Here is a 24,021-nt window from a genome sequence, read left to right as displayed (position 1 = left end):
GCAGCATCAAAATGATCAAAAAAGCCTAAATTCACCGATTCAGGGGTAAACTTTTATATATTCCGCGTAAAATCCGATTTGGTTATCGGCAAGTTTCATGTTTTTTGCATTGATTTCATAAATATTTCAGAGTTCCTCAGTACTTTACCTCTCTTCAATCCTTATAGTTGCCTCACGAAAATGCCAATTATGGCGTTTCGAAGCACCTGTAACGTAGAACTTTTGGAGGCTGGGAAATGCACAATTCAGAACGACAGACATATATGCGTACCCGCATAGGTCTTTTCATTATGTTTTTTTTCGTGCTTGCCCTGAACGGCAGAGCACAGGAATATCGAGGAACCATCTTTGGACAGGTGACGGATCAATCTGGAGCCGCAATTGCGGGCGCGAAGGTGACAGCCAAAGGTCCACAGCAAACCTATTCTGCGATCACCCGGCGAGACGGTGATTTTACAATTCCCTTCGTCGAACTCGGTCTCTACTCAGTGCAAGCTGAAGCCTCCGGTTTTGGCATTCAAACCCAGGACGGCGTTCATATAGATGTAGCCGCAAAAATCACCCTGAATTTTCGCCTGAAGGTTGGCCAAGCCTCCGAAACGGTAACCGTCGCGGCGAACTCAGCCGGTTTGAACACGGCAGACGCCTCAGTCGGCACAGTAATGGATCCTGAAAAAATCCAGAATCTGCCGCTGAACGGGCGCCAAGTCTATCAGTTGCTCGCGCTCACCCCCGGCGTCAAACAGAACACTGTCGGTTTCTCCGGCACACGCGGATGGGATGAAACCAACCAGATCTATATCAACGGTCAATCGGGCAACTACAATCAGTTCACATTGAACGGCGCTCCAGTATCCCAGCAAGGCGGCGGCGGCGCCGGAACCTGGAACATCGCTCCGAGCATCGATGCGGTAGACGAATTCAAGGTGATGACCAATACGTATGATGCCTCGTACGGCCGCGAAGCTGGCGGCACTGTCAACACTGTGCTGAAGAGTGGTACCGACAACTTCCACGGCACCCTCTACGATTTCTGGCGCAACGCGGTTTTGGACGCCAATATGTACCAGGACGACCAGCAAGGTCTGCCGAAGCCTTTCCATAACGAACATCAATATGGAGGCACGGTAGGCGGCCCCGTCTATCGGAAAAAGACTTTCTTTTTCTTTAATTACGAAGGCTACAACGAGATTCGTCCAACCAGCGCACAGACCGGAACATTTACGGCCGACATGCTCCCTGGGCCGGACGGCAGCGTCAATCTTTCCAATTACCTGGCAGCTGTCAACGAAACCAATATCTACGATCCCCAGACAACCCGTTGCGCCGTTGCAGGTCAAAATCCCTGCAACCAATATGTGCGCGATCCATTCCCGAACAACACAATCCCTGCGAACCGACTCAGCGCGATTGGTCTGAATATTGCCAAGCTATATCCAGCTCCCAATCGTCCCGGCTACTCCAGCAACTATGTGTTAGTCGATCCAGGCAAATATCAATACAAAATGCCTATCGCCAGGGTAGATCAGGTATTTACTGACAAAACGCGCTTGTATGCAATGTTTGCGTGGTGGTCTGGAACAGAATTCCAGAACGGTTCTGGTCTGCCAGGAGAAATTGCGCAGGGCAACATCAACAACTACCGTTCTTCCCTGACCCAGATTCTCGATCTGACCCACACTTTCACTCAGAACATCCTCTCCGACGTACGTCTTTCCTTCAATCGCGCTTGGAACGTCAGCCCTGACGGTGCAGCCGCCACTGGAGCGTACCCTGGTTTCACGGCCAAGAGCCTGGGCCTGAATATGCCCGCCATCCCGACCACCTCGCTCGATCTCCCTCCCGAGATCAACATCTACAACTGCTGTACTGCCAACATCATTGGCAATACTGTCTCGCCGAGTCTCTTTGAAACCTACGATCTGGGACCATCGCTGATCTGGACCCTGAAATCTCACACTTTCCACTTTGGCGCTGAGTTCATGCTCTTCCACGACGTACCGACAGGTATCGGCCAGCCGAACGGTCAATTCACCTTTCAGTCAAGCCTTACGCAGCAGAATCCCTACCAGGGGAACAATGACGGCGACGCAATCGCGGAGTTACTCCTTGGTATTCCGGAAAACGGCTCCATTCAGGATTTCGAATCGGTTTACGAGAGCTATAACTACTACGCAGGCTTCGTACAGGATGACTGGAAGCTCCGCCGCAATTTGACGGTCAATCTCGGCCTGCGCTGGGAGACGGAGTCTTCTCCGCACGATCGCAACGACCGCCTTACCGCGGGCTTCTGCACCACTTGCACCAATCCCCTCACAAATCAGATCGACTACGCGCAATTCCCCAACCTGCCTAACCCGCTCCTTGGTGGTCTACAGTTCGCCAGCAACAAACTCTCGGCATACCAGAACTATTTCGGTACCCTCCTGCCCAAGGTAGGTGTATCGCTTGGACTAAGCCCGCGTCTTGTGATGCGTGGTGGCTACGGTTTGGGTACTGCTCTGGGAATTGAGCTTGGAGCCCAATCCACCTGGCAGCAAACCACCAACTACACCGATTCAACAGACGGCGGCCTGACCCCTAGCCCCTACTTCAATAGCGGTACACCCTATCCGGGCGGCTTTATCACGCCTCCAGGAAACACGCAGGGCCTGCTTTCGGGCGTAGGTAGCGCACAGTCGTTTGACCGCAGAGATCGCAAGATTCCACGGGTACAGCAGTATTCTTTCGGCTTCCAGGGCGAAGCACCACTGGGAATTATCTGGGATCTCGAATACGTAGGCACTCACACAACCCGCCTGCGTGCTGGGATTCAACTCAACTCTCTTACTCCAGCTGAGTGGGCTGCAGGCCACGCCAATCCCGGCCTGTTGCAACAAAATGTCCCTAACCCGTTCTATGGAGTACTTTCCTCTGCGACAGAACTCGCCTCCAGCCCAACGATTCAGCAGCAGTATCTGTTGACTCCGTATCCGCAATTTTCGGGACCGTCAGGGGGCGTCTATGATTATGCAGACCCTCAAGGCTATACGGACTACAACTCGATGGTCGCCAAGCTAGAGAAGCGCCTGTCGGGCAACGGAGCCCTGATCAAGGGGCTCAGCATGCTGACTTCGTTTACCTGGTCGAAGACTCTCTCTGCAACCAATCGCCTGAATAACGGAAATGCCGGGCTAGTCGATCCAAATCCCTACAAGGCCATTGATGGAACCGATCGTCCTTGGGACTTTGCATTCAGCGGGCTCTATGGTCTGCCTATCGGCAAGGGTGGATTGATAGCCAGCAGTGCTCATGGCCTGGTAGGAGAGCTTCTAAACGACTGGCAATTGGAGTGGATCTTCACTAACGATGGCGGTACGGCTGTCTCGTATCCCAACAACTACACCTATACCTGCGGAAACTACAACATTGTGTCGCAACACCGCACATCAGAAAGCTACCTGAATAACACCAACCCAGGCTGCTTCCAGTCTTTCGCTCCCTATACGACCGTCACAGCTCTGCCCACTACAGAGAGCGTTCGCAATCCGTGGGCGCAGCAGACAACACTCGGATTCGAGAAAATGTTCAAACTCACCGAGGGAACAAAGCTGCAGTTCAAAGCGGAAGCCTTCAACCTCACCAACACTCCAATCTTCGGATTGAACGGTGGCAATGCGAACCAGGCGCCTCAGCGAGTCACAAGCGTCTCGAATCCCAATCAACCAGGCGCATGGGACGGGTATGGAACGATAAATTCCAGTACCCTCAATCAGCCCCGTCAAATCCAGTTTGGCGCCAAGATTCTCTTCTAATTCAACCTAACCCAACGCCTATGGGCGGTTCCCTCGCGTCGCAGTCAGGCACACGGGAACCTCCCATAGACAAAAATCTGACAATTAGAACGATGTCGCGCGGATGTTTAGGTTTAACCTCTTGGCAATAGCTCATAGAAAAAGTAAAGACACGGATCGCCTGAACTAAATTACCTCGAAGCCCTGTAAAGAACGCCCGCTGAAGCGATTCGCAGGCAACGGCACTTCGTATCAGAATCTGCCCGGCAAAAACAAGTGCGGCGAGAATGCCCACACCCATCACTTTTATCTGCTACCACCTCCCACAGACTATCTGCGACAAAGTTTACTTGCCATGCGATTACGCGGGTACCGTTCGTGGCAGGACGAGACAGGCGCTTCGGTGAAGGTGCAACAGGAATTGATGCGTCATGCCTCCATCCAGACGATGAACATCTGCCGACAGACTATGTCGTCATCGAAGAGAGAGGCAAATGGAAAGGTTTTGGAGATGGTGCTCAAGACGATAGAACCAAGCACCTAAACTCCACTTTTTACTATTAGGAGTCTGTCAGCACTTCTAGGCTTTCATCAATTGTAGGTTTGATTGGTTGCGGGGGTAGGATTTGAACCTACGACCTTTGGGTTATGAGCCCAACGAGCTACCGGGCTGCTCCACCCCGCAACTTGATTGTAACAAGGCGTGGTGGGCAGGGTCAAACGAAGCCAGCTAACTCTGATATCTAACTTAAACCGTTGAATACATTGGGCTAAATAAGATAATTACCCTCACAGAAAAGGTAATTGCCTAAGTCGTGCGCATGGTTTCTTCGGATAAGTTCAAGTTTATTCAGCGAAGAGTGCCAACAACGCTTCTTGCGGCTCAGGACGCACGCGAAAATCAGCATGAGCCTCAGCAAAAACTACACGCCCATCGTGTCCAATCACATATGTCGCGGGCATCGGCAATCGCCAGCTATGCTCACCGTTCAAGAACGGCAGGTTTACCAGGATCGACTTCAGATATCGCTGGTGATATTCAGGCACGGTGTACACCAGCCCAAACTGCTCCGCCAGCTTTGCCGCCGGATCAAACAGCAGCGGATACGACAGTCCGTGCTGCTGCACGGCAAAGTCCGACTGCCGCTGCGTCTCCGGACTGATCGCCACCAGCAATCCACCCCGCTCGCGAATCTGCCCATACAGATCGCGATACGTCTCCAGCTCCGTCACGCAGTACGAACACCAGCGTCCGCGAAAAAACTTGATCACCAACGGCCCTACCGCCAGTAAATCCGCGCTCCGCACCAGCTTCCCAGAAGAATCCTTCAGCGCAAACTCCGGCGCCAGCGCCCCCACCGGCAGAATCCGATCCTCAATACCGGTAGCAAATAACTCCTCAAGCGCCCGCTCGCCGATAGCAAGCCGATCTGCCTGCACCAGCTTCCGTGTATTCGCAGTAATCTCGTCGAGTTGGTCCTGCAGAGTCAGTGAGAGATCCGTCATAGTTCCGTCATTCCTGATGCCTACCGCCCAAACTTCTGCTTACCGCCCATCAACCCAGCCATGCCCCCGCGCATCATGCTCTTCGCCATTCCGCCCTTGCCGAACTGCTTGAACATCTTGCTCATCTGCGCATACTGCCGCAGCATCTGGTTCACATCCTGTACTGAAGTTCCCGACCCAGCCGCAATCCGCTTCCGTCGTGAACCAGAGATGATATCCGCGTTCAGCCGCTCTTTCTTGGTCATCGAATTGATGATCGCCTCAAGCCGCGAGAACTGGCTCTCATCTACATTCTTCGAAGCCTCCTGCAACCCGGCAAATGGACCCACCGAAGGCAGCATCTTCAAAATCGATTCCATCGAGCCCAGCTTCTTGATCTGCTTCAACTGATCGCGAAAATCCTCCAGCGAAAACCCATCGCCCATCAGCGCTTTCTTGGCGAAGTCCTCGCTCTTCTTGCGATCCAGCGCGCCCTCGGCTTTTTCGAGCAACGTCATCATGTCGCCCATGCCTAGAATGCGCCCTGTAATGCGGTCCGGATGAAACGGCTCAAAAGCATCCGGCTTTTCGCCCACGCCAATGAACTTGATCGGCTGCCCCGTCACATGCCGAATGGATAACGCCGCACCACCGCGCGCATCGCCATCCATCTTGGTCAACACAACGCCAGTAAGCCCCAGCCGCTTGTGAAAGTCCTGTGCAGAGTTCACCGCGTCCTGACCCGTCATGGCGTCGGCAACAAACAAAATCTCCTGCGGATCCAGCAGCTTCTTCAGCTTCTCCATCTCCTGCATCAACTCTTCGTCAATGCCCAGACGGCCAGCCGTATCTACGATCAGCGTGTCGCAGCCCAGAATCATCGCCTCACGCTTGGCTTCTTTCGCCAGCCGCAGAACCAGATCCGTATCCGGAGCCTCGCCCTTCGTATCGCCTTCATAGATGCGTGCGTCGACCGACTTGGCCACCACCTTCAACTGCTCACGCGCCGCCGGACGATACACGTCCACCGACACCAGCAGCGGACGATGCCCGCCCTTCTTCAGCCATACCGCCAGCTTGCCCGAGGTCGTCGTCTTACCCGAGCCCTGCAACCCGGCCATCAGAATGACCGTAGGTGGCTTCGACGCAAACTTGAATCGCGCCGTGTCCTTGCCCAGCAACGCAACCAGCTCATCGCGAACAATCTTGATGACCTGCTCCGTCGGCGAAAGAGCCGTCAGCACCTCGGTCCCAACCGCCTTGACGCGAATCTGCTCGATCAGGTCCTTGACCACACCCAGGTTCACATCGGCCTCAAGCAGCGCCACACGGATCTCCCGCAACGCCTCGCCAATGTTTTCTTCAGTCAGCACACCCTGTCCACGCAAATGCTTAAAGGCGCGCTGCAGCTTATCTGTCAAATTCTCAAACATAATTGTCTCAATCTAAGTGTATCGCGGCTGCCTGTCCGATCGGGCGCCCTGTGCCCGCTTCCTGGTCAGCCACCTGGCAATCATGCCCCAATACTGAGGGTCCGGCCGGTAAAACGGCTCGCTGTGCCCCAATCCCTGCACAATCACCAGTTCCGAGTCTGCCCCGCCACGCTCATGCAAATCCAAAGCCATCTGTACCGGAAACAGCCCGTCTCCAGTCCCATGCACCACCAACACCGGCACCGGACAACTCGCCAGATTCTCCATCGAATTCCAGATATTGGACACCAGGAACCTCAACCGCACCGGAACCCCCAGGCTCCGCGCCGCCGCTCGATACGACGTGAATGCCGCAAACAGCACCAGGCGATTCGCCTTCACTTGCGGCAAAACCTCGGCAGCGATTCCGCTCCCCAATGAAAACCCAAGTAACGAGACCGGCATCTCCGGCACCAGCGCCTGCAGATATGCAAACGCCGCCACCGCATCGCGCTCACACTGCGCGGCACTCGGCCATCCCGAACTGCCCCCATACCCCGAGTAATCAAACACCAGCGAAGCAACGCCAGCCTCCGCCAGCAACCGCTGCACCCCAACCCAGTGCTCAACCACCTCACCGATCCCATGGCAGATCAATACTGCCGCTTGATGCTCCCCGTTGGCACGCTCGACAAAAACCGCATCCAGTAGATTTCGTCCGCTCGGAATAACATGCCGCGATGCACGGCTCTCCGCGTCTTTGCCAAGATTGCCCGCAGTGATCGTGCCGGCGCGCAGATCTCTCATCACGCAAAGCCGCGTCACAGACAATGCAGTCGCCGTAAAAAGAACCCGATGCATTCAGAACCACCCATCCCCGCAGAAGACCAACCAGGCACAATTGACTCTCAGCACAAGACCGCCACAAGCCAATATCAGTATCGCGAATCCCACGTTGATCGAACAGCCCGCCGCGGCGAGTTGCCTGCTGGTGTTCTGGTCATCGGTAGATACGCGCGTCGATACGAGGCTCGACACGCGCATAGCATCTCATACCCCCATTGTGAGAACAGAGTTTCTGGACACGCAAGCCTGCGCTTTTCGCAGCCCTCGAATAGTCCCGAAACTTACCCTTTGCGGCACGATCGGAAGCTTCCGAAAACTCCGATTTTGAAGAATGCTACCTCGTCGTTGCACAGTTGCTAGATCGCGGTACTAGCCGAGGTCCTCTGCTCACTGCGCCTTCAACACTTCAAGAATCCTGCCTCTTTCCTTATCTAAAACCTCAGGTGCCTGCTCCCAGTTATCGATGCCCGGATACTTATGTGCCGTCTGATACTTGTGCCGTAATTTGTACCGATCCGCCACCGGATCGTAAACGTATATCCGCACCTCGAAGAAGTGCGACGAATAGTGCCCTTCCATCGCTCCCCAAAGATAGTCTGCTGTTAAAAACACTGGCATAGACGAGACGGTCGGCAGGTTCCACGCTGCGACGTCGGCCTGATTTGTGACGATAATTTCCGGCAACAGATTTTTGAATTGCCGATCCGGCTCAGAACGCAGCAAAACATATCTGTCACTGCTGCCGCTGCCTCCGCCGGAATTGGCATTGAAGAGCACTACACCCCCTCCGCCGGCCAACTTTAAGCGTTGCGATTTGGCACGAAGGCCATAGTAAAGCCAACTATCTTCATCGGATCCCGTGCGAGAATGTGCCAGAGCGAAGCAATGAGACTTTTCCTCATTCGCGCAAAGCCGCGCCCCACTTATCGGCTGATTGTCCTCGCCTAGAAGACCTTGATAAATCTTGTATGGTGGGAAGTCCCGAAACGGCGCCCAGAGCGGACAAACCGCCAAAATCACTGCAATCCACAAAGATTTCATACACACATCTTAGCTAGATGGGTTATTGGCAAATTCATCTTTCGGAGAATTCCGAAGCCTCACGCTGCGACGAGTTCGCGCACTTCATGAAAATTCGCCTTTTCGAAAATATTGTGTCAGTCCCGTAAAGGACCCTCTTCGATACAAATCGGCGCAGCCGTTTTGAAACGCCGAGCAGCGACAGAACTACTTAACGTGAACATAGTGCCGATTCTGCGCGCTGACGATCTTTGCAGTCTGTACGGATCCCTTCTTAAAAGGCTCGGTCGGACAGATCACAAAATCCGCAACCAGGGAAATCGACCCTGCAGGGCAGGCCATCTGCGATTTTTCAGGCTCTCGAATACCGGCCTCAAGCCACTTTTCCACGGTAGCCCAGGAAGAATCGTCCGGCTGAAACTCGTGATGCGTTCCAATGTGCCAAATCCGAAGCTGCCCATCGCCACAATATGAGATCGCTCGACCGTGGATTGTAAAGCACGCGTCTGCGGCATGCGACGGCATTGCAGACAGTAGCAACAACAGAATTGCAACACTCAGGCGCATTGGTTCTCCCAACAACGAGCACTTGAAGAACATAATAGGGGATCACTACGCGAGAAGGGGCCTGAAGCTGCTCTCAGGGGTTGCGTGAGTTCCCAAATGTTTCCCTTTTCAGAACCGCAACGAGGACCAGTGTAGTCCGTCCTTGCATCCAACTCTCGTAGCGCAAACTGAAACCATGGCCCGCCTCTTCACCCTGCAACACGAAACCACCGTCCACGCCCCCATCGAGCGCTGCTTCCTGCTCTCGACCAGCCTCGCCATCGTCCAACGCGAACTCCACATGCGCCCGGTCCGCGGACGCACCTCGGGCCTCGTCGTCAATGGAGACACCGTGCGCTGGCAGGGATGGCATCTGGGCCTGCCCCAGTATCACGAAAGCCTCATCGAAGACTTTCAGGCGCCCTTCTTCTTCCGCGACCGCATGATCGCAGGCCGATTCGCCACCTTCGAACACGACCATGCCTTCTTCCAACAGCCCAGCGGCGCCGTCCTGCTGCACGATGAACTTCGATTCACCATGCCACTCGGCTGGGCAGGCGCCCTCGTCGGTCAGTGGATTCTCTCGCCTGACATCCACGCCCTCATGAGGCGAAGATTTGCCCTCATCCGGAAGATCGCCGAGAGCGACGAATGGAAGCAATATCTCCCCGCAACCACTCCCTGAACCGCAGCGCCATCAGTCCGCCGGAGACACCAGAAACTGCTCCAGCTTTCCATCCGGATAAGTGTACGTACTGAGACTCAATCTCTTCCCCGGATACACCACGCGAAACACGCGCAGAGTCATGCCTCCACGCAGCTCCTCATGCATCTGCTTGAACGTAAGCGGCTCTCCCAGGGGCGCAAGGCTGTCTTTGAAATCCCCAACCGTCTGCTCGGAAAAATAGTCATTCAAATTGGGAGCCAGCAACCCCCGATCGATCTGTCCATTTTGCAGCCCGCGATAGATCGCCAACGTCTGCTTTTCCGCCTCCGTCTGCGCACCCGCGCCCGCCACAGTGGAGGCCACAAGTTGAGCAATCTCTTCCGCACCGCCAGCCATATGATTGGTCAGCACAGCAACCGCGACGCCATCATCCACCAGCACCTCGTTGTCTGAAACAAAGCCCGTAACCTCGCCGCTATGCTCAATCGACCGGCGTCCATCCCGCTGCGTTACCTCGACGCCCAGCCCATAACGACTGCCCTTGCCATCCTTCAGCTTCACCTCGGTAAACATCTGCGTATAACTCTCCGGCTTCAGCACCGTCTGCGCAATCAGGCTCTCGTCCCACAGCGCCAGATCATGCGGAGTCATCGCCAGTTCACCCGCCGCAAACATCCACCCGCGGCCCTCTTTCGGAGCAGGTCGCAACGGCCCCAGCGCCGCCCTCACATACGGAGTAGCATCCGTCGAAGTCAGCTTCGTCTCATCCGAATCCCACACCGACTTCATCCCCAGCGGATGAAAAACATGCTCGCCTAAAAACTCCATCAACCTCTGGCCGCTGACCTTCTCCACAATCTCGCCGGCAATCACATAATTCGTATTCGAATACTGCCACTTTGCCCCGGGCTCAAAATCCAGAGGCTTCTTCGCCCATGTATCCAGAATCTGCTGCGCGCTCTCCTGCTTCATCATCGGAGTCATCAGATAATCCTCCGGCCAGTAATCCTGATACCCGGATGTGTGGCTTAATATCTGCCGAATCGTCACTTCATTCCCGCGCGTCAACCCCGGCACATACTTCTCCACCACATCATCCAGCGAAAGCTTTCCCTGCTCCTGCAAAATCAAAATAGCCGCCGCGGTAAACTGCTTCGAAACCGACCCAATCGAATACCGCATCTCCGACGTTGCCTTCACATCCGGATTCAAATGCGCAAGCCCATAAGCATGCGTGTAAACAATCTTTCCGCCCTTCACCACCGCAATCGAAGCAGAAGGCACTCCACGCTGCTCCAGCACCTGCGATGCAATGCGATCGATGCGGCCGCGCAACACAGGGTCAATCGTATCTACTGCCTGAGCTTGTACCTGAACTTGTGTCATACCAGCGGCAACCAGGCCACTCGTCAAACCGATAATTACCAACAACGATTTCTTCATGCTTTTAATCCGCTCCAATCTTTCTCTAAGACAATCTACCTGTCACGCCCTAAGTGCACTTGAACGCCCAACCGCTCGCCGTCCACGCCAATAAATACCAATGCCTGCAAGGTTGATCAGCAACCCCGTCCCGGCAACCTTACCTGCATAAGCCCATGTATTGTTCACATCCACAATCGGCACCGTAGCCAATACACACTGCACTATCGTAATGACCAGGCCAGAAACAGCACAAGCCTTCAGCCAGAGTCCCGGCCGCTTTCCAAACCGTGCGCCCGTAAACAAAGGCACAGCAAACATCGCGCAGTAATACAGCCCAAACGAAAGCTGGCCACTCGTAATCAGCAGTTGAAAAGCCTCCTGCCGTCCCGCCCCCATACTTGCAGTAACAGCAGCCACCGCGGCAATCCCCACAATCACCACCAGGCTCCGCACCGGCGTGCCATACCGCGGACTAAGCTTCGTAAACCACGTTGGCAAAATCGCATCCCACCCCGCCACCATCGGCAAGCGACTCGTCTCCGCCGTGATCAGCGAATACGAACAGAACGCAAACGCCGACAACGCCAGGATCATTCCACGCCCAATCCAGACCCCTGCACCGCCACCAAAAGCCGCTGCCAGCGTCTGTGGAATCGCCCCTGCAAGATCGATCTTCCCCGCAGGCACATACGTCAGCAGCGACCCGGTCATCAACACATAAATCAACACCGCCGCCGGAGCAGCAATCCACGCTGACAACGCAATCGTCGTCCCGGCATTCTTCGTCTCGCCTGCGAAGACAGCCACCTGTTCCAGCCCGCTATAGGCATTGAACGCAACCTTGATATACAGGTTCAGCGTCAGCAGCGACCACACCGGCCACCCAAACGCAAACGGCATCTGCGGATTCACATGGGGATGTACAACCGTCGCCGATGGGTGCCAGAACAGCAGTACAAAAAATGTCAAGGTCAGCAACATCATCAGCCCGGTGCCGAAGTGACTCACCCACTTGCCAAAGTGCAACCCCAACACATTGATCGCCAACACTCCCGCCAGCAGCACACCATCAAACGCAAACGTCAACGGTTGGCTATCCGCCATCCACGCCGCCTTTGGCCCCAGCGCATAACTCAAGCTCGTTACCGTCAAAATGCCCAGTTGCGAAACAGTCAGCACCGCATACAACGCATAGTTCCACGCCGAAAGAAAACCAACCAGCGGCCCCAACGCAAACTTCGCCCACTGATAGACACCACCCTCGATCGGCCACAGGCGAACGCAATACGTGACCACCGCCACCTGCGGCAAAAAGAAGAAGATGCAGCCAGCAATCCAGATCATCGGATGCGTCGAACCCTGCTTGGCCGCAATCCCCGCCCAACTCACGCCTACCAGCAGCAGGATCTGCATCGGCACCAGATCCCGCAACCTCAACTCCCGCTTCAGACCATGCCCTGCCTGCAAATGCCCTGCTTTTAAATCGCCCTCAGCCGCCGCCGTAATTTCTGTCACGAATCCCCTTGTCCCACTTGCTTCAATGCCCCATCGAGCCTGCAATTCCGATCAGTCTATCCCAGTAACCACCACGCCAATCACCGCCTCCGAGAGGCCGTCTCATTTCAGATGCGCCCTTACCCGCTCCTCCCGCATCCATCCGTTAAGATAGGTTGGCTAAGTTGGCTCACTGAAGGAGTTCCGCACATGGATCGATTACTCGAAGGACACAAGCGCTTTCACGATGAAGTCTTCCCCCGCAAACGCGAAACATTCCATCTCCTGGCCGAGATGCAAAACCCGCAATATCTCTTCATCACCTGTTCCGACTCGCGCGTCCTCCCCGACCTCATCCTCCAGACCGGTCCTGGAGACCTGTTCATCACCCGCAACGCCGGCAACGTCATTCCCGTCTCCACCGACGAAGATGGAGCCACCGCCACCATCGAATACGCCGTCGAAGCCCTCAAAGTGAAGCACGCCATCCTCTGCGGCCACTCCGACTGCGGAGCACTCAAAGCCGCCCTGCGCAAACCCGATCTCGAACTCATGCCCAAAGCCGCCAGATGGCTGGGCCACGTCGAAGAAGCCTTCACCCATCGCCAGCCCCTCAACCCCGCCGACGGCGAAAACGCCGAACTCGTTTCCCTGATCAAAGGCAATGTAATCGCCCAACTCGCCAACCTGCACGCCCAGCCCTCAGTAGCCCGCGCCGTAGCCCGCCACGAGCTCACCGTCCACGGCTGGTACTACGACATCATGACCGGCAACATAGACGTCTACAACGAGCGCGAAGACAAATTCTTCCCCCTGCTCCCCCCAACCGACTAAACCGCCAGCACCCCCAGCCTCATCATTTGCTTTCGCTTTCGCGCTCGCCCGTGCCCTCGCCTTCGCTTTTTGCACTTGCCCTTGCTGTTCTGGCTTTTGCACTTGCCTTTCCGGCTCTTGCACTTGCACTTGCCTTTCTAGCTGTCATTCCCGAAGGGAATCTGCTTTTGCCATGCACCCAGAAGCCGAAATAAAAGCCAAGATCACCCCCAGACCCCACTACCCAGAAAACCGACTTCCACGAACAATTCAGCATCAAAGTAAACAGCAGAATCACCAAAACCATAACCCGTTTAAAATAAGCAACATAGGCATAAACCCAACCAGGGACATCCACCCAACAGGATCACCCCTAACCAGCCACGCCAACCTAACACAAACACACTCACTTAAACTTGACAATAAGTCACTCACCTGTCATTCTTGAAAAGTACAGCAGTCCATCTACATAGGCAGGTAAACACAACCATGGGAAAAATCATCGGTATCGACCTCGGAACCACCAACTCCTGCGTCGCCGTCCTCGAAGGCGGCGAGCCTAAAGTTATTGCCAATGAAGAGGGCGCGCGCACGACCCCCTCCATCGTGGCTTTCTCCAAGAGCGGCGAACGCCTCGTCGGCCAGGTTGCCAAGCGCCAGGCCATCACCAACCCCGAAAACACCATCTTCTCCATCAAGCGCTTCATGGGTCGTCGCTACGACGAAGTCAACGATGAAATGAAGATGGTTCCTTATAAGGTTGAGCAGCAGGGCGACCACATCGTCGTCAATGCCCAGGGCAAGCCCTACACCGCCCCGGAAATCTCGGCCATGATCCTCCAGAAGCTCAAGAAGGCCGCCGAAGCCTACCTCGGCGAGACCGTGACCGAAGCCGTCATCACCGTCCCCGCCTACTTCAACGATGCCCAGCGCCAGGCCACCAAGGACGCAGGCAAGATCGCCGGCCTCGATGTCCGCCGCATCGTTAACGAGCCCACCGCAGCCGCGCTCGCCTACGGCCTCGACAAGAAGAAGGAAGAGACCATCGCCGTGTACGACTTCGGCGGCGGCACCTTCGATATCTCCATCCTCGAAGTCGGCGAAGGCGTCATCGAAGTCAAGTCCACCAACGGTGACACCCACCTAGGCGGCGACAACCTCGATCAGCGCATCGTCGAATGGCTCATCTCCGAATTCAAAGCCGAAGAAGGCCTCGACCTCAGCTCTAAGGGCAACGAAATGGCCCTGCAGCGCCTCAAGGACGCAGCCGAAAAGGCCAAGATCGAGCTCTCCACCACCATGGAGACGGAGATCAACCTGCCCTTCATCACCGCGGACGCAACCGGACCAAAGCATCTCGTCCGCAAACTCACCCGCTCCAAGCTGGAGCAGCTAGTCGGCGACCTCCTGCAGCGTTCGCTTGAGCCCACCAAAAAGGCTCTCGCCGATGCCGGCATCACCGCCAGCAAGATCGACGAAGTCGTTCTCGTCGGCGGCCAGACCCGCATGCCCAAGATCCAGGAGATGGTCAAGGAACTCTTCGGCAAAGAGCCGCATCGCGGCGTCAATCCCGACGAAGTCGTTGCCATCGGCGCAGCCGTTCAGGCAGGCGTACTCGCGGGCGATGTAAAGGACCTGTTGCTCCTCGACGTGACACCGCTCACCCTGGCCATTGAAACCCTGGGCGGCGTGGCCACGGCTATGATCCCGCGCAACACGACCATTCCTACCAAGAAGTCCGAGACCTTCTCCACGGCTGCCGATTCGCAGACCGAGGTTGAAGTTCACGTCCTTCAGGGTGAACGTCCGATGGCCGCGCAGAATCGCACTCTGGGCAAGTTCAAGCTCTCCGGAATCCCTCCAGCGCAGCGCGGCGTGCCACAGATCGAGGTCACCTTCGACATCGACGCCAACGGCATCCTCAACGTCAATGCCAAGGACATGGCCACCGGCAAGGACCAGCGCATCACCATCACTTCCAGCTCGGGTCTGAGCAAGGAAGAAGTGGAGCGCATGGCGAAAGAAGCCGAAGCCCATGCAACCGAGGACAAAGAACAGCGCGAGCAGATTGAGGCTCGCAACGGTCTCGACTCCCTCGTCTACAACATCGACAAGATGCTGAAGGAAGCTGGCGACAAGGTTCAGGGCTCTGAGCGTACCGAGGTAGAATCTGCCCTCAGCGACGCCCGCAAGCTCCTCGAAGGCACCCCATCCGCAGCCGAACTTAAGGCTGAGAATGAGAAGCTGACCGCCGCCAGCCACAAGATGGCCGAAGTCCTCTACAAAGCCAACGCCGCCGGCCCAGCCCCAACAGGCGAAACCGCAACCGGCGAACCGCCAGTAGATCCCAAAAAGGACGAAGGCGTAATCGACGCCGAGTACGTAGACGTAGAAGAAAAGAAGAGCTAGGACTAGCCGTCCGGGCAATCCCGCCTAACAGCGGAAAAACAAAAGCAGCAAAAGGGGTGGGCGATAGCAATGTCGCCCACCCCTTTTGTTTGCCTGAAAGATCAGAATTGCTTCCGGTTGCTATGTTCCACGCATTGTTCCTCGTAGAACATCCTGCTTGGCTCTATCGGGCGGTGCGCCGCTGTCAAGACGGTCACGATGCAACCCTCTAATTTAATTCGGGATCGATTTGCAGCGAATTTTACTCCTTTGTGCCTGCAATTTGTGTTGCGTGAAATTGATAGCAATGGCGCTATATTCCTTACACGATGACTATGACAAGACGACAGCGCGAGGAGCGGGATGCTGCCTTTGCACAGCTGCTGAAAGGAATGCATAACGGAGGGACAGGCGAGCGCAGGTTACATGGCGAAATCGCAGCTATGCGGCTCCAGAAAGGCTGGACTCAGGCGGAGTTGGCTCGGCGAACGGGAACAACTCAGTCGGCGATCGCGCGACTGGAGAGCGGACAGACTCAGCCTCGCATGCAAACACTGAGAAGGGTGGCCGAAGCGCTGGGAGCGAAGCTGGTGATCCAACTCGAAGTGGACTAACCCTTTTCATAATTTACTGGATCCAGATGTGAAGATATTGAACCGCCAAGACAAAGAGGATCGTTATGACTATGCCGCTATCTATAACAATGTAGCGGTGGGGAAAACTTTTAAGGTACACGATGCAACGTTCACGCTACTAATACCGGACGGAAGGCTTGTCGTCGTCAATTGCGAAAGCAAATTTGCAGAACATATGGCCGGAGCTGCAGGGAATCATCGAAGTTGCCGCATGCCCGTAGCCGACAACATCCAAGTGGAGTTCAAGAGCGACAAGGCAAAATTGAGTTGGCCAGTCAGCCTGGATGGCAAAAAGATCGAATCCGAAACTTATAAAATTCTCGGGATACTCGATAGGCTTAGCGGCTCCTGATGTAAAAGACTGACTCGCTAGCCAGATCTGGAGTGATGCCCGGTGAGCGCATCGGCTCAATCGTCCACTTCGATTCGGCCTTGGTCCATCCCTTAGGACAACTCAGTGGAATTTGAGATAAAGCTTTTGCTTTTCTGTCTGTCATTCCCGCAGGGAATCTGCTTGAACCCCCTCCAACATCAACATTCAAATACTCTAACGACCTATCCAAGCGAGAACACAACGTTGATCGTAGTATTCACCTCAACCGCCTCACCATTCAGCAGGTAAGGTTTATAAACCCACTTTCGGACTGCATCCATCGCAGCTTGCTGTAACTCCCATGGCCCAACAATGACTCGCAGACCCTTAACATGCCCATCCGTTCCGATCGTCGCCTGCAGAACTACCGTCCCCTGAATACGTTCCTGCAAGGCCGCCATCGGGTAGTCCGGCAACTCCTTCTTGACGAGAAGTCCCTTTGCGAAATCGGCAGATACATTGATCGTCTTAGGCAAAGCTACAGCGTTCGCCGGTGGCGTAAATTCAGCCTCATCGACAGTTGCGAGAGATTCGATCTTGTCGACCTGCGCTCGCAGCGCAACCTTGCCCGAATGAGCAATCACAATCTCTTCAGGCACGTAACGCCCCTGAAAAATCACGACCTTATTCCGCACCACCTCGATTGCGCCTCGACCGGTAGCAAGAACGCGCAGGACCGGCTTGTCGGTGTCCAGAAAATACGTGACGCCGACAAAACCGGGATACGAGATAGAACCTGGTGCTCCCTTAGCTGCAAGCGTTCTCAGCTTCGCGCCACCTGCATCCTTCTCATGCAATTCGAACCCCTGATGTTGAATAATCCCCACATCCGGTAGCGGCTGAACTAATCCAGCCTGCGCCTGCAAAACCAAGTTGGAGATCTGGCCCGCAGTTCCTGACTGCATTCCACCTTTTTCGGTTTCATACATGGTCTGCGTAAGCCTATTGATTGTGTAGATCACCCGGTTCTTATGTGCCCCTGCCCAGAACTCCTCGATTGTTCCCTGATCCTTACTGGCGCCATTCTCATCCAACAATTGAAAACTGGCTTTCAAGTGCCACGGCTTCATCTCATCGTCAACCAACCCATTCAACTTCGCCGCAGACACCATCAGCGCAGTCGGGTCTTCCGCCACTGGAACCTGAGCCGCAGCCGCAGACATACTAGCCCCGCAAACCGCCATCAAACCAAGCGCCCATAGAACACCTATCCGCGCCCAAGCACGGCCAAAGTAACTCAACATCAAAACCCTCATAATCGGCAACATATCACGGACACATATCCCTGCATGTAAAGTGAGGCTGCTCCAAGTTTCACAAGAGAAGGAAATCGGCGAAATGACCGGGGTTTCAGCTTGCAATTCATGGCTCAGAGCTCGTTGCCATACCTAGTGCAATGCACTACAATAACTAGAGTGACTTAAGCAGCCGGAGCGTTACGAAGGGCCCTGCAGTCGAGGTGTAGTTATGAGAAAAGTTATCGCGGACCAGCTACGTCGCGGCCTGGAAGAAGCGCTTGTCTTAGCGCAGGAACAGGATGCGTTCGCGGTGCATATTCCGGAGCAGGTGGATGTGCGGGCTATTCGCGTGCGCCTTAATATGACGCAGCAGCAGTTCGCCATTTGCTTTGGCTTCAGCGTCAACACGCTGCGCCATTGGGAGCAAGGCCGCCGCATTCCCGAAGGCCCAACGCGCGCGTATCTCCTGGTCATCGATCGCGAACCAGAAGCCGTTCAGAAAGCGTTACGCATCGCATGAGACATCTATGAGCCAGATCAGATAAGAAGTCACTCCATCGCGCCAATGGCCGATGAAGGAAAAGGCGAACAGAAAGCCGCTTGACGGCACTCCAAAAGGAATCGAGTTCAACAGAACATGTCTACTACCCAAAACAAGGACTACTACGGCATTCTCGGCGTGAAGAAAACGGCCACTTCGGATGAAATCCGAAAGGCTTTTCGTAAGCTCGCGCGCAAGTATCATCCCGATGTAAACCCTAACGACAAGAAGTCGGAAGAGAAGTTCAAAGAGATCTCCGAGGCCAACGACATCCTCTCGGACGAGAAGAAGCGAAAGGTCTACGACCAGGTAGGTTTCTACTCCGACCAGATCGACCCCGCGACGGCAGAGGCCTATGCGCGCCAACAGGCCAATCCGCGCCAGGGACCGCCGGTTGACTTCGGCGGCTTCGACTTCTCCGGCTTTCAAAGCGGAGGTCCAGGGCAAGCCACTGGACAGGGCAGCCAGTCCTGGGGCAACTTCCGCGACATCTTTTCAGGAATCTTCTCCGGCAACGAACAGGCCCAAACCGCCCAGCAGAAGCAGGCCCGCGGACCGCAGCCTGGCACCGATCTTGAATATCGAGCACCCATCGAGTTCTGGACAGCCATTCGCGGCGGCAACGCCCGCATCGACATTCACCGCCAGGAAGTCTGCCCCACCTGCCACGGCCAGGCATCTTCAGGAGCACCCAAACAGTGCCCCGAGTGCAACGGTACCGGCCAGGTTACGCAGATGGGCGGCCGCATGAAATTCAACATCCAATGCCCTCGTTGCGGCGGCACAGGCCGCGTCACCAACGCCTGCCCCACCTGCCAAGGCGAAGGGCTAGTGCATCGCACTGAGTCCATCGAGTTTCGCATCAAGGCCGGCACGCGCGATGGACAGCGCATTCGCCTGCAGGGCAAAGGGAATGCCGGCACGAACGGAGGTGCACCCGGCGACCTCTACGTCATCGTCCGCATCTGCACAAACCCGGTGTTTACGCGGGCTGCAGACGACATTCATCTAAACGTACCGATCACCATCGCCGAGGCGTCTCTCGGGGCCAAAGTCGATGTACCAACAATCGATGGGCGTGCTCAACTGCGCATACCACCCGGCACCCAGAGCGGCCAGAAACTCCGCATGCGCGAGCGCGGCGTCGAAAGCGCATCTGCACCCGGACAGCGCGGCGATCAGATCGTGACTGTCGAAGTTGTCGTACCGCAACTCAATGACGAGCGCAGCCGCGAAATTATGCGCGAGTTCGCTAAACTCAACAATCAAGACCCACGTGTAACTTTGTTCGACAAGCTGTAATGCAGATCAACAACGCTAACTGTCCGGCAATTTACATTGATTGTCGGACGAAGTTCAATAAGTTTCCGATGAACAGCAATGAATGCCGTGCATACTTGAGCAGACAACCATGACAGCCAAACGGAAAACCAAAGGCGCATACATGATCTCGGCGGTTGCTGAGATGTATGAGATTCACCCGCAGACCCTACGCCTCTACGAGCGCGAAGGGCTACTCAAACCCTCGCGCACTGAGGGCAACACGCGCCTGTATACCGACGAAGACCTTGAGCGCCTTGAATTCATTCTCAACCTGGCCCGCGACCTCGGCGTCAACATCGCAGGGATTGCCATCATCCTGCAGATGCGCGAACGCATGGAAGAGATGAACCGCCAGATGCAGGGCTTCGTCGAATATGTTCGCTCTGAGATGCTCTCGCATATCAACCGGGCCGCCGGACCGCAGTCCAAATCTGCGATGGTGCCCCTGCGCAAGCCGATGATCGTTCGGACCGGCTCCACGTCTGTGAAAAATCAGGCCGCGCGTATTCAGCCAAAGCCATAGTCCGTACAAACAAGTATCCTCATATTACGGATATTGAATGCTCCTGTTCTTACTTGCACTCGGCAGCTTTGGTCTGCTCACTTCCTCAGTCTTCGCCGGCCTGGTGCTGGCGGGTACGCGGCATCATCTCCGCAATCAGCCGTCCCCAGGCAAACCCAGCTTTACGCCTCCGCTTAGTCTGCTCAAGCCGCTGCATGGCATCGAGCCAGACCTTGAAGACAATCTCGCAACTTTCTTCGAGCAGGATTATCCCTCATCCAACTTTGAGATTCTTTTCTGCGCTGCCGATCAGCGCGATCCCGGCCTTGAAATAGCTCGTCATGTCGCTGCCCGTTATCCCCAGGTGTCCACGCGCTTTTACTCCACCGGCGAACCTAAGTACATCAATGCCAAAGTCCATTCTCTTGAAGTAATGACCGCGGCCGCAGCGAACTCGATCCTCGTCATCAGTGATTCCGATGTTCGCGTCACCCCGGATTATCTTCGCGCCGTTGCTGCTCCGTTTACCGATCCGCAAGTCGGTGCCATGACCTGCCTCTATCGCGGAGTCGCCACGCAGGGCGGGATCTGGGCGCGTCTTGAAGCAACGGGCATGTCCGTTGAAATGACTGCTGGAGTTCTCGTTGCCAACCTGCTTGAGGGTATGAAATTTGTTCTTGGCCCCACGATGGCGGTGCGTCGCGAGTGTGTCGAGCAAATGGGTCCAATAAATGAGATGGGCCAGATAAATGAAATAGGGCAGATAGATCAGGCAGCCCCGGCAGGCGGCATCGCCCTGGCAAGTAGCATTAAGGGCATTGGAGTTTTAGGCGATTACTGCTCCGACGACTACCTGCTCGGCAACTCCGTCTTTCAACAGGGGCACACCGTAGTTCTCAGCCATCACGCCATCGATCACATCATCCTCAACGAAAGCTTTACTGACTCGCTCCAGCACCAGGTTCGCTGGATGAAATCCACACGCTTCTCTCGCCCCAAAGGGCATTTCGGCACGGCGCTCACCTTCAGCATGCCGTTTGCTTTGCTGGCCCTGTTTTCTGCTCTGGCGCTTGGCCACCCCATCCTGGCCGCGAGTCTTTTCACATGGGGCATTCTTACCCGTCTTGCCATTGCATGGGCAGCAGGTCGGCTTGTAGTACACGATGAGAGCAGCTTTGGGCTCTTCATGCTCTACCCGATAAGGGACCTGATGGGCTTCGGCTTCTGGGCTGCCAGCTACGTATCCAGCCGCATCCTGTGGCGAGGCCGCGTCTATCAGCTTCTCTCCGGCGGCAGGATGAAAGCTGCCGACTAACCCGATAAACGAAGAACTTATACGCAAACAAAAGCGGCGCCCCGGACAGGAGCGCCGCTTATTTTTTATTATGGGTGCCTTACTGCAAAGGTCTGTCAGTCCATAGCGTTTTATCTGCAATCGTCTGCACGGGAATCAGCTTGCCTGCCAGCAGTTGCTCTGCTTTGCTGCGGTTCTTATCCTGCGCGAATAGCCAGTGACGCGGCCCCTGGCCCCACTTCGACTCCAGCTCATCTTCATTCAAAAAGATCTTCGGCGCATCGGGATAGCAGGAACCCCAGAGCATAGAAGAGCCATTGCTATGCTGCGAGCACTGCTCCATCACCAGCTCTGCCGGATGCCCGAAGAAGCGATGCGTGTAGAAGATGATCGAAGATGCATCCGACTGATCCCCAAGGATCACAAACTCATCCGCAGGCGTGGCCTTTTGCAGGATCGTATCGGCAAGCTGCTTGGAACTCAGCATCGGTTCGAAGCGGGCGAAGGCGATATGCGCCGCTATCAGGAAGACCGCCGAAGTGAGCGCTACGCTGATTGTCGCTGCCCTATTGCGGTGTGCCAACCGCAACAACAACCCGGTCAGCGGGCCAACCAGCAATGCGACTGCGGCAATCCCTGCAGGCAGGCGAAGTGCAGCAAACGAAGGCCCTGTCAGATCAAAGAGGTGAGAGGTCGACAACGAGTAGTCCCCTACTCCACGATGCGCGAGAAGCGAACCAATGTCCGACACAAAGGGCAGATTCCGCGACTCCCAGAGCCCCCAGCCCAGTGCTGCGGCTATGATCACACCGGCAACAGCGAACAAAGCATGCGCCGTCACCAACCAACCCGTACCACCGAGCCGCAACTGGCTGCGACCTTCCCGGCGATCTTCTTCTGCTTCTTCAATGCTGGCCAGTACGCCCATCGTCAAAATGATCATTGGGATCCAGGCAGGCCAGGTGTAGTACTCCTGATTGGTCGAGAGCGAAAAGAACAGCAGCGTGAAGGCAGAGAACAGGCCCAGCAACCAGACCGTTCGCGAGCGAAATTTGAGCCGGATTACATGGCTTGCCAGATCTTCGCGGCCTGAATTGTCGAGGTAGAAATCAACAGTCTGTCCTGCATCGCGCTTCAGATGCTGCATCCAGCTATGTCTTGTCTTCCAGGCCACCAGCAGGGCTGCCGGAACGAACAGGCTCCAGGGGAAGATCCATACCAGGTGCAGAAACCAATAAGCCAAGAACGGCAGACGGTTGTAGTCGTGTGGATAGCGCGTCCCAAGGAAGCGGAAGACGTGTTCGTTCAGGAAGTAGAAGTACCAGAAGCCGTGAACATTTCCCATGGTTGGGATATTGCCCACCGGGTGGCCCTGGTCAGGATTGCGCAGTCCGGCCAGGATATGCCACGGCGCCGCAATTAACAGGAACAATGCCAGGCCCGAATACAGCTTGAGCTCACGCCAACGTCGCCACTGGCCGCTCAACATCATCATCGGTATAGCTGCGGCAAAAAAGAAAACCGGCGCAATCAATCCCTTGGTCAGCATGGCTAACGCCAGTGCGGCCCAGGCCACGTAATAGCGTCCGGGGCGCCGACTCTCAAGCCCGGTGATGAGGCAATAGAGAGCCAGCAACAGCAGAAATGTCAGGATCGCCTCGGGAATCGCAAACCGTGTGTACAGGAACGGACCCACCGACGTCAGAGTACCCAGGGCTGCATATAACGCTGCCCGGTCTCCCCAGGCACGCTGGCACCATAGCCATGCCAGCCATGCGCAGCCCAGGACGGCGAGCGTGTTGGGCAGATGTGTCGCAAAGGTGTTTTCGCCAAAGATGCGGTATGAGACTGCGGCGATCCAATACGGCAGCGGAGGCTTCTCCAGATACCGGACGCCATTTACCATGAGCGTAACCCAGTCGCCGGTCTCGGCTATATGTGCCGCAGCCTGTGCGTGAGTTGCATCTGCATCATCCAACAGCGGAGGCGTAAAAAGCGCCGCCGCGTATACCGCAAAAAATACCGCTAACAGCAAAACCCAGGCTGCCAGCACAAAAGATCGATGAGAACGGGTCGCGCGTTGTGTCATGTCTGTCATGAGTCTGCCTAAATAAGAAGGATATCAGTCACGCAACCCGAGAATCCCATTCCCTCTGCGAATTGACCCGTGGGGCCAGCCCTCTAAGCCGGTATGGTTCTCGAATCGCCATCGCTATCCCGATCTGCAATCTAAAATGGATTGGAGC

20 protein-coding genes and 1 tRNA gene are annotated in these 24,021 nt (G+C 55.5%); 10 read left to right on the top strand and 11 right to left on the bottom strand.

Annotated features, from left to right (window positions below):
- Positions 1-236 precede the first annotated feature (236 nt).
- Entirely contained in the window at positions 237-3,794 is a 3,558-nt protein-coding gene (locus OHL19_RS04705; protein WP_263356435.1) for a TonB-dependent receptor, read from the top strand.
- Positions 3,795-4,381: 587 nt separating this feature from the next.
- Here OHL19_RS04705 and OHL19_RS04700 read toward each other — a convergent pair.
- From OHL19_RS04700 to OHL19_RS04675, 6 genes are all read right to left on the bottom strand, one after another.
- Positions 4,382-4,458 (bottom strand) — tRNA-Met (locus tag OHL19_RS04700).
- A gap of 161 nt (positions 4,459-4,619) precedes the next feature.
- Positions 4,620-5,279 carry a peroxiredoxin-like family protein gene (locus OHL19_RS04695; RefSeq protein WP_263356434.1) on the bottom strand — a complete coding sequence of 220 codons (660 nt, stop codon included), beginning with the start codon at positions 5,277-5,279 and terminating at the stop codon, positions 4,620-4,622.
- Positions 5,280-5,299: 20 nt separating this feature from the next.
- Positions 5,300-6,691, bottom strand: coding sequence for a signal recognition particle protein (ffh, locus tag OHL19_RS04690; RefSeq protein ID WP_263356433.1), 1,392 nt, complete (start codon positions 6,689-6,691; stop codon positions 5,300-5,302).
- A 12-nt stretch (positions 6,692-6,703) separates the two neighbouring features.
- A complete protein-coding gene (locus OHL19_RS04685; protein WP_263356432.1) occupies positions 6,704-7,531 on the bottom strand; it encodes an alpha/beta hydrolase in 828 nt (275 codons plus the stop codon).
- Positions 7,532-7,903: 372 nt separating this feature from the next.
- Entirely contained in the window at positions 7,904-8,557 is a 654-nt protein-coding gene (locus OHL19_RS04680) for a hypothetical protein (RefSeq protein ID WP_263356431.1), read from the bottom strand.
- 186 nt (positions 8,558-8,743) lie between these two features.
- Positions 8,744-9,103 carry a hypothetical protein gene (locus OHL19_RS04675; protein ID WP_263356429.1) on the bottom strand — a complete coding sequence of 120 codons (360 nt, stop codon included), beginning with the start codon at positions 9,101-9,103 and terminating at the stop codon, positions 8,744-8,746.
- A gap of 175 nt (positions 9,104-9,278) precedes the next feature.
- On the opposite strand from OHL19_RS04675, the gene OHL19_RS04670 reads away from it, so the two are divergent.
- Positions 9,279-9,767 (top strand): SRPBCC family protein, encoded by a 489-nt coding sequence (locus OHL19_RS04670; RefSeq protein WP_263356428.1) that lies wholly within the window; start codon positions 9,279-9,281, stop codon positions 9,765-9,767.
- 12 nt (positions 9,768-9,779) lie between these two features.
- Here the strand turns inward: OHL19_RS04670 and OHL19_RS04665 are convergent, their stop codons facing one another.
- Together OHL19_RS04665 and OHL19_RS04660 are read right to left on the bottom strand one after the other, a co-directional pair.
- Positions 9,780-11,192 carry a serine hydrolase domain-containing protein gene (locus OHL19_RS04665; protein WP_263356427.1) on the bottom strand — a complete coding sequence of 471 codons (1,413 nt, stop codon included), beginning with the start codon at positions 11,190-11,192 and terminating at the stop codon, positions 9,780-9,782.
- Between the two features lie 42 nt (positions 11,193-11,234).
- The gene (locus OHL19_RS04660) at positions 11,235-12,689 is read right to left on the bottom strand and encodes an APC family permease (protein ID WP_263356425.1); all 1,455 of its coding nucleotides are present in this window, start codon (positions 12,687-12,689) and stop codon (positions 11,235-11,237) included.
- Positions 12,690-12,878: 189 nt separating this feature from the next.
- On the opposite strand from OHL19_RS04660, the gene OHL19_RS04655 reads away from it, so the two are divergent.
- Positions 12,879-13,502, top strand: coding sequence for a carbonic anhydrase (locus OHL19_RS04655; protein WP_263356424.1), 624 nt, complete (start codon positions 12,879-12,881; stop codon positions 13,500-13,502).
- Positions 13,503-13,524: 22 nt separating this feature from the next.
- Here OHL19_RS04655 and OHL19_RS04650 read toward each other — a convergent pair whose 3' ends face one another.
- On the bottom strand, positions 13,525-13,839 hold the full coding sequence (locus OHL19_RS04650) for a hypothetical protein (RefSeq protein ID WP_263356423.1): 315 nt from the start codon (positions 13,837-13,839) through the stop codon (positions 13,525-13,527).
- 131 nt (positions 13,840-13,970) lie between these two features.
- Between OHL19_RS04650 and dnaK the strand changes: the two genes are divergently transcribed.
- From dnaK to OHL19_RS04635, 3 genes are all read left to right on the top strand, one after another.
- Complete coding sequence (gene dnaK, locus OHL19_RS04645; protein ID WP_263356422.1) at positions 13,971-15,890, top strand: molecular chaperone DnaK; 1,920 nt, start codon at positions 13,971-13,973, stop codon at positions 15,888-15,890.
- 314 nt (positions 15,891-16,204) lie between these two features.
- Entirely contained in the window at positions 16,205-16,483 is a 279-nt protein-coding gene (locus OHL19_RS04640; RefSeq protein ID WP_263356421.1) for a helix-turn-helix domain-containing protein, read from the top strand.
- Between the two features lie 28 nt (positions 16,484-16,511).
- The gene (locus OHL19_RS04635) at positions 16,512-16,856 is read left to right on the top strand and encodes a hypothetical protein (RefSeq protein WP_263356420.1); all 345 of its coding nucleotides are present in this window, start codon (positions 16,512-16,514) and stop codon (positions 16,854-16,856) included.
- A 203-nt stretch (positions 16,857-17,059) separates the two neighbouring features.
- Here the strand turns inward: OHL19_RS04635 and OHL19_RS04630 are convergent, their stop codons facing one another.
- A complete protein-coding gene (locus OHL19_RS04630) occupies positions 17,060-18,121 on the bottom strand; it encodes an energy transducer TonB (protein ID WP_263356418.1) in 1,062 nt (353 codons plus the stop codon).
- A 223-nt stretch (positions 18,122-18,344) separates the two neighbouring features.
- Between OHL19_RS04630 and OHL19_RS04625 the strand changes: the two genes are divergently transcribed.
- From OHL19_RS04625 to OHL19_RS04610, 4 genes are all read left to right on the top strand, one after another.
- The gene (locus OHL19_RS04625) at positions 18,345-18,635 is read left to right on the top strand and encodes a helix-turn-helix domain-containing protein (protein ID WP_263356417.1); all 291 of its coding nucleotides are present in this window, start codon (positions 18,345-18,347) and stop codon (positions 18,633-18,635) included.
- A gap of 117 nt (positions 18,636-18,752) precedes the next feature.
- Entirely contained in the window at positions 18,753-19,958 is a 1,206-nt protein-coding gene (locus OHL19_RS04620; protein ID WP_263356416.1) for a J domain-containing protein, read from the top strand.
- 109 nt (positions 19,959-20,067) lie between these two features.
- Positions 20,068-20,502, top strand: a complete 435-nt coding sequence (locus OHL19_RS04615; protein ID WP_263356415.1) for a MerR family transcriptional regulator — start codon at positions 20,068-20,070, stop codon at positions 20,500-20,502.
- A 37-nt stretch (positions 20,503-20,539) separates the two neighbouring features.
- On the top strand, positions 20,540-21,796 hold the full coding sequence (locus OHL19_RS04610) for a glycosyltransferase (RefSeq protein WP_263356413.1): 1,257 nt from the start codon (positions 20,540-20,542) through the stop codon (positions 21,794-21,796).
- 79 nt (positions 21,797-21,875) lie between these two features.
- Here OHL19_RS04610 and OHL19_RS04605 read toward each other — a convergent pair whose 3' ends face one another.
- Positions 21,876-23,873 carry an ArnT family glycosyltransferase gene (locus OHL19_RS04605; protein WP_263356412.1) on the bottom strand — a complete coding sequence of 666 codons (1,998 nt, stop codon included), beginning with the start codon at positions 23,871-23,873 and terminating at the stop codon, positions 21,876-21,878.
- Between the last annotated feature and the right edge of the window lie 148 nt (positions 23,874-24,021).

The sequence above is a fragment of the Acidicapsa ligni genome, assembly GCF_025685655.1.
In the GTDB taxonomy this organism is placed as follows: domain Bacteria; phylum Acidobacteriota; class Terriglobia; order Terriglobales; family Acidobacteriaceae; genus Acidicapsa; species Acidicapsa ligni.
This window is presented reverse-complemented; position numbering and strand designations above follow the sequence as displayed.

Coding starts and splice junctions, on each gene's coding strand:
- OHL19_RS04705 (WP_263356435.1), top strand. CDS start 237: ATGCACAATTCAGAACGACAGACATATATGCGTACCCGCATAGGTCTT.
- OHL19_RS04695 (WP_263356434.1), bottom strand. CDS start 5,279: ATGACGGATCTCTCACTGACTCTGCAGGACCAACTCGACGAGATTACT.
- ffh (WP_263356433.1), bottom strand. CDS start 6,691: ATGTTTGAGAATTTGACAGATAAGCTGCAGCGCGCCTTTAAGCATTTG.
- OHL19_RS04685 (WP_263356432.1), bottom strand. CDS start 7,531: ATGCATCGGGTTCTTTTTACGGCGACTGCATTGTCTGTGACGCGGCTT.
- OHL19_RS04680 (WP_263356431.1), bottom strand. CDS start 8,557: ATGAAATCTTTGTGGATTGCAGTGATTTTGGCGGTTTGTCCGCTCTGG.
- OHL19_RS04675 (WP_263356429.1), bottom strand. CDS start 9,103: ATGCGCCTGAGTGTTGCAATTCTGTTGTTGCTACTGTCTGCAATGCCG.
- OHL19_RS04670 (WP_263356428.1), top strand. CDS start 9,279: ATGGCCCGCCTCTTCACCCTGCAACACGAAACCACCGTCCACGCCCCC.
- OHL19_RS04665 (WP_263356427.1), bottom strand. CDS start 11,192: ATGAAGAAATCGTTGTTGGTAATTATCGGTTTGACGAGTGGCCTGGTT.
- OHL19_RS04655 (WP_263356424.1), top strand. CDS start 12,879: ATGGATCGATTACTCGAAGGACACAAGCGCTTTCACGATGAAGTCTTC.
- dnaK (WP_263356422.1), top strand. CDS start 13,971: ATGGGAAAAATCATCGGTATCGACCTCGGAACCACCAACTCCTGCGTC.
- OHL19_RS04640 (WP_263356421.1), top strand. CDS start 16,205: ATGACAAGACGACAGCGCGAGGAGCGGGATGCTGCCTTTGCACAGCTG.
- OHL19_RS04630 (WP_263356418.1), bottom strand. CDS start 18,121: ATGTTGAGTTACTTTGGCCGTGCTTGGGCGCGGATAGGTGTTCTATGG.
- OHL19_RS04625 (WP_263356417.1), top strand. CDS start 18,345: ATGAGAAAAGTTATCGCGGACCAGCTACGTCGCGGCCTGGAAGAAGCG.
- OHL19_RS04620 (WP_263356416.1), top strand. CDS start 18,753: ATGTCTACTACCCAAAACAAGGACTACTACGGCATTCTCGGCGTGAAG.
- OHL19_RS04615 (WP_263356415.1), top strand. CDS start 20,068: ATGACAGCCAAACGGAAAACCAAAGGCGCATACATGATCTCGGCGGTT.
- OHL19_RS04610 (WP_263356413.1), top strand. CDS start 20,540: ATGCTCCTGTTCTTACTTGCACTCGGCAGCTTTGGTCTGCTCACTTCC.
- OHL19_RS04605 (WP_263356412.1), bottom strand. CDS start 23,873: ATGACAGACATGACACAACGCGCGACCCGTTCTCATCGATCTTTTGTG.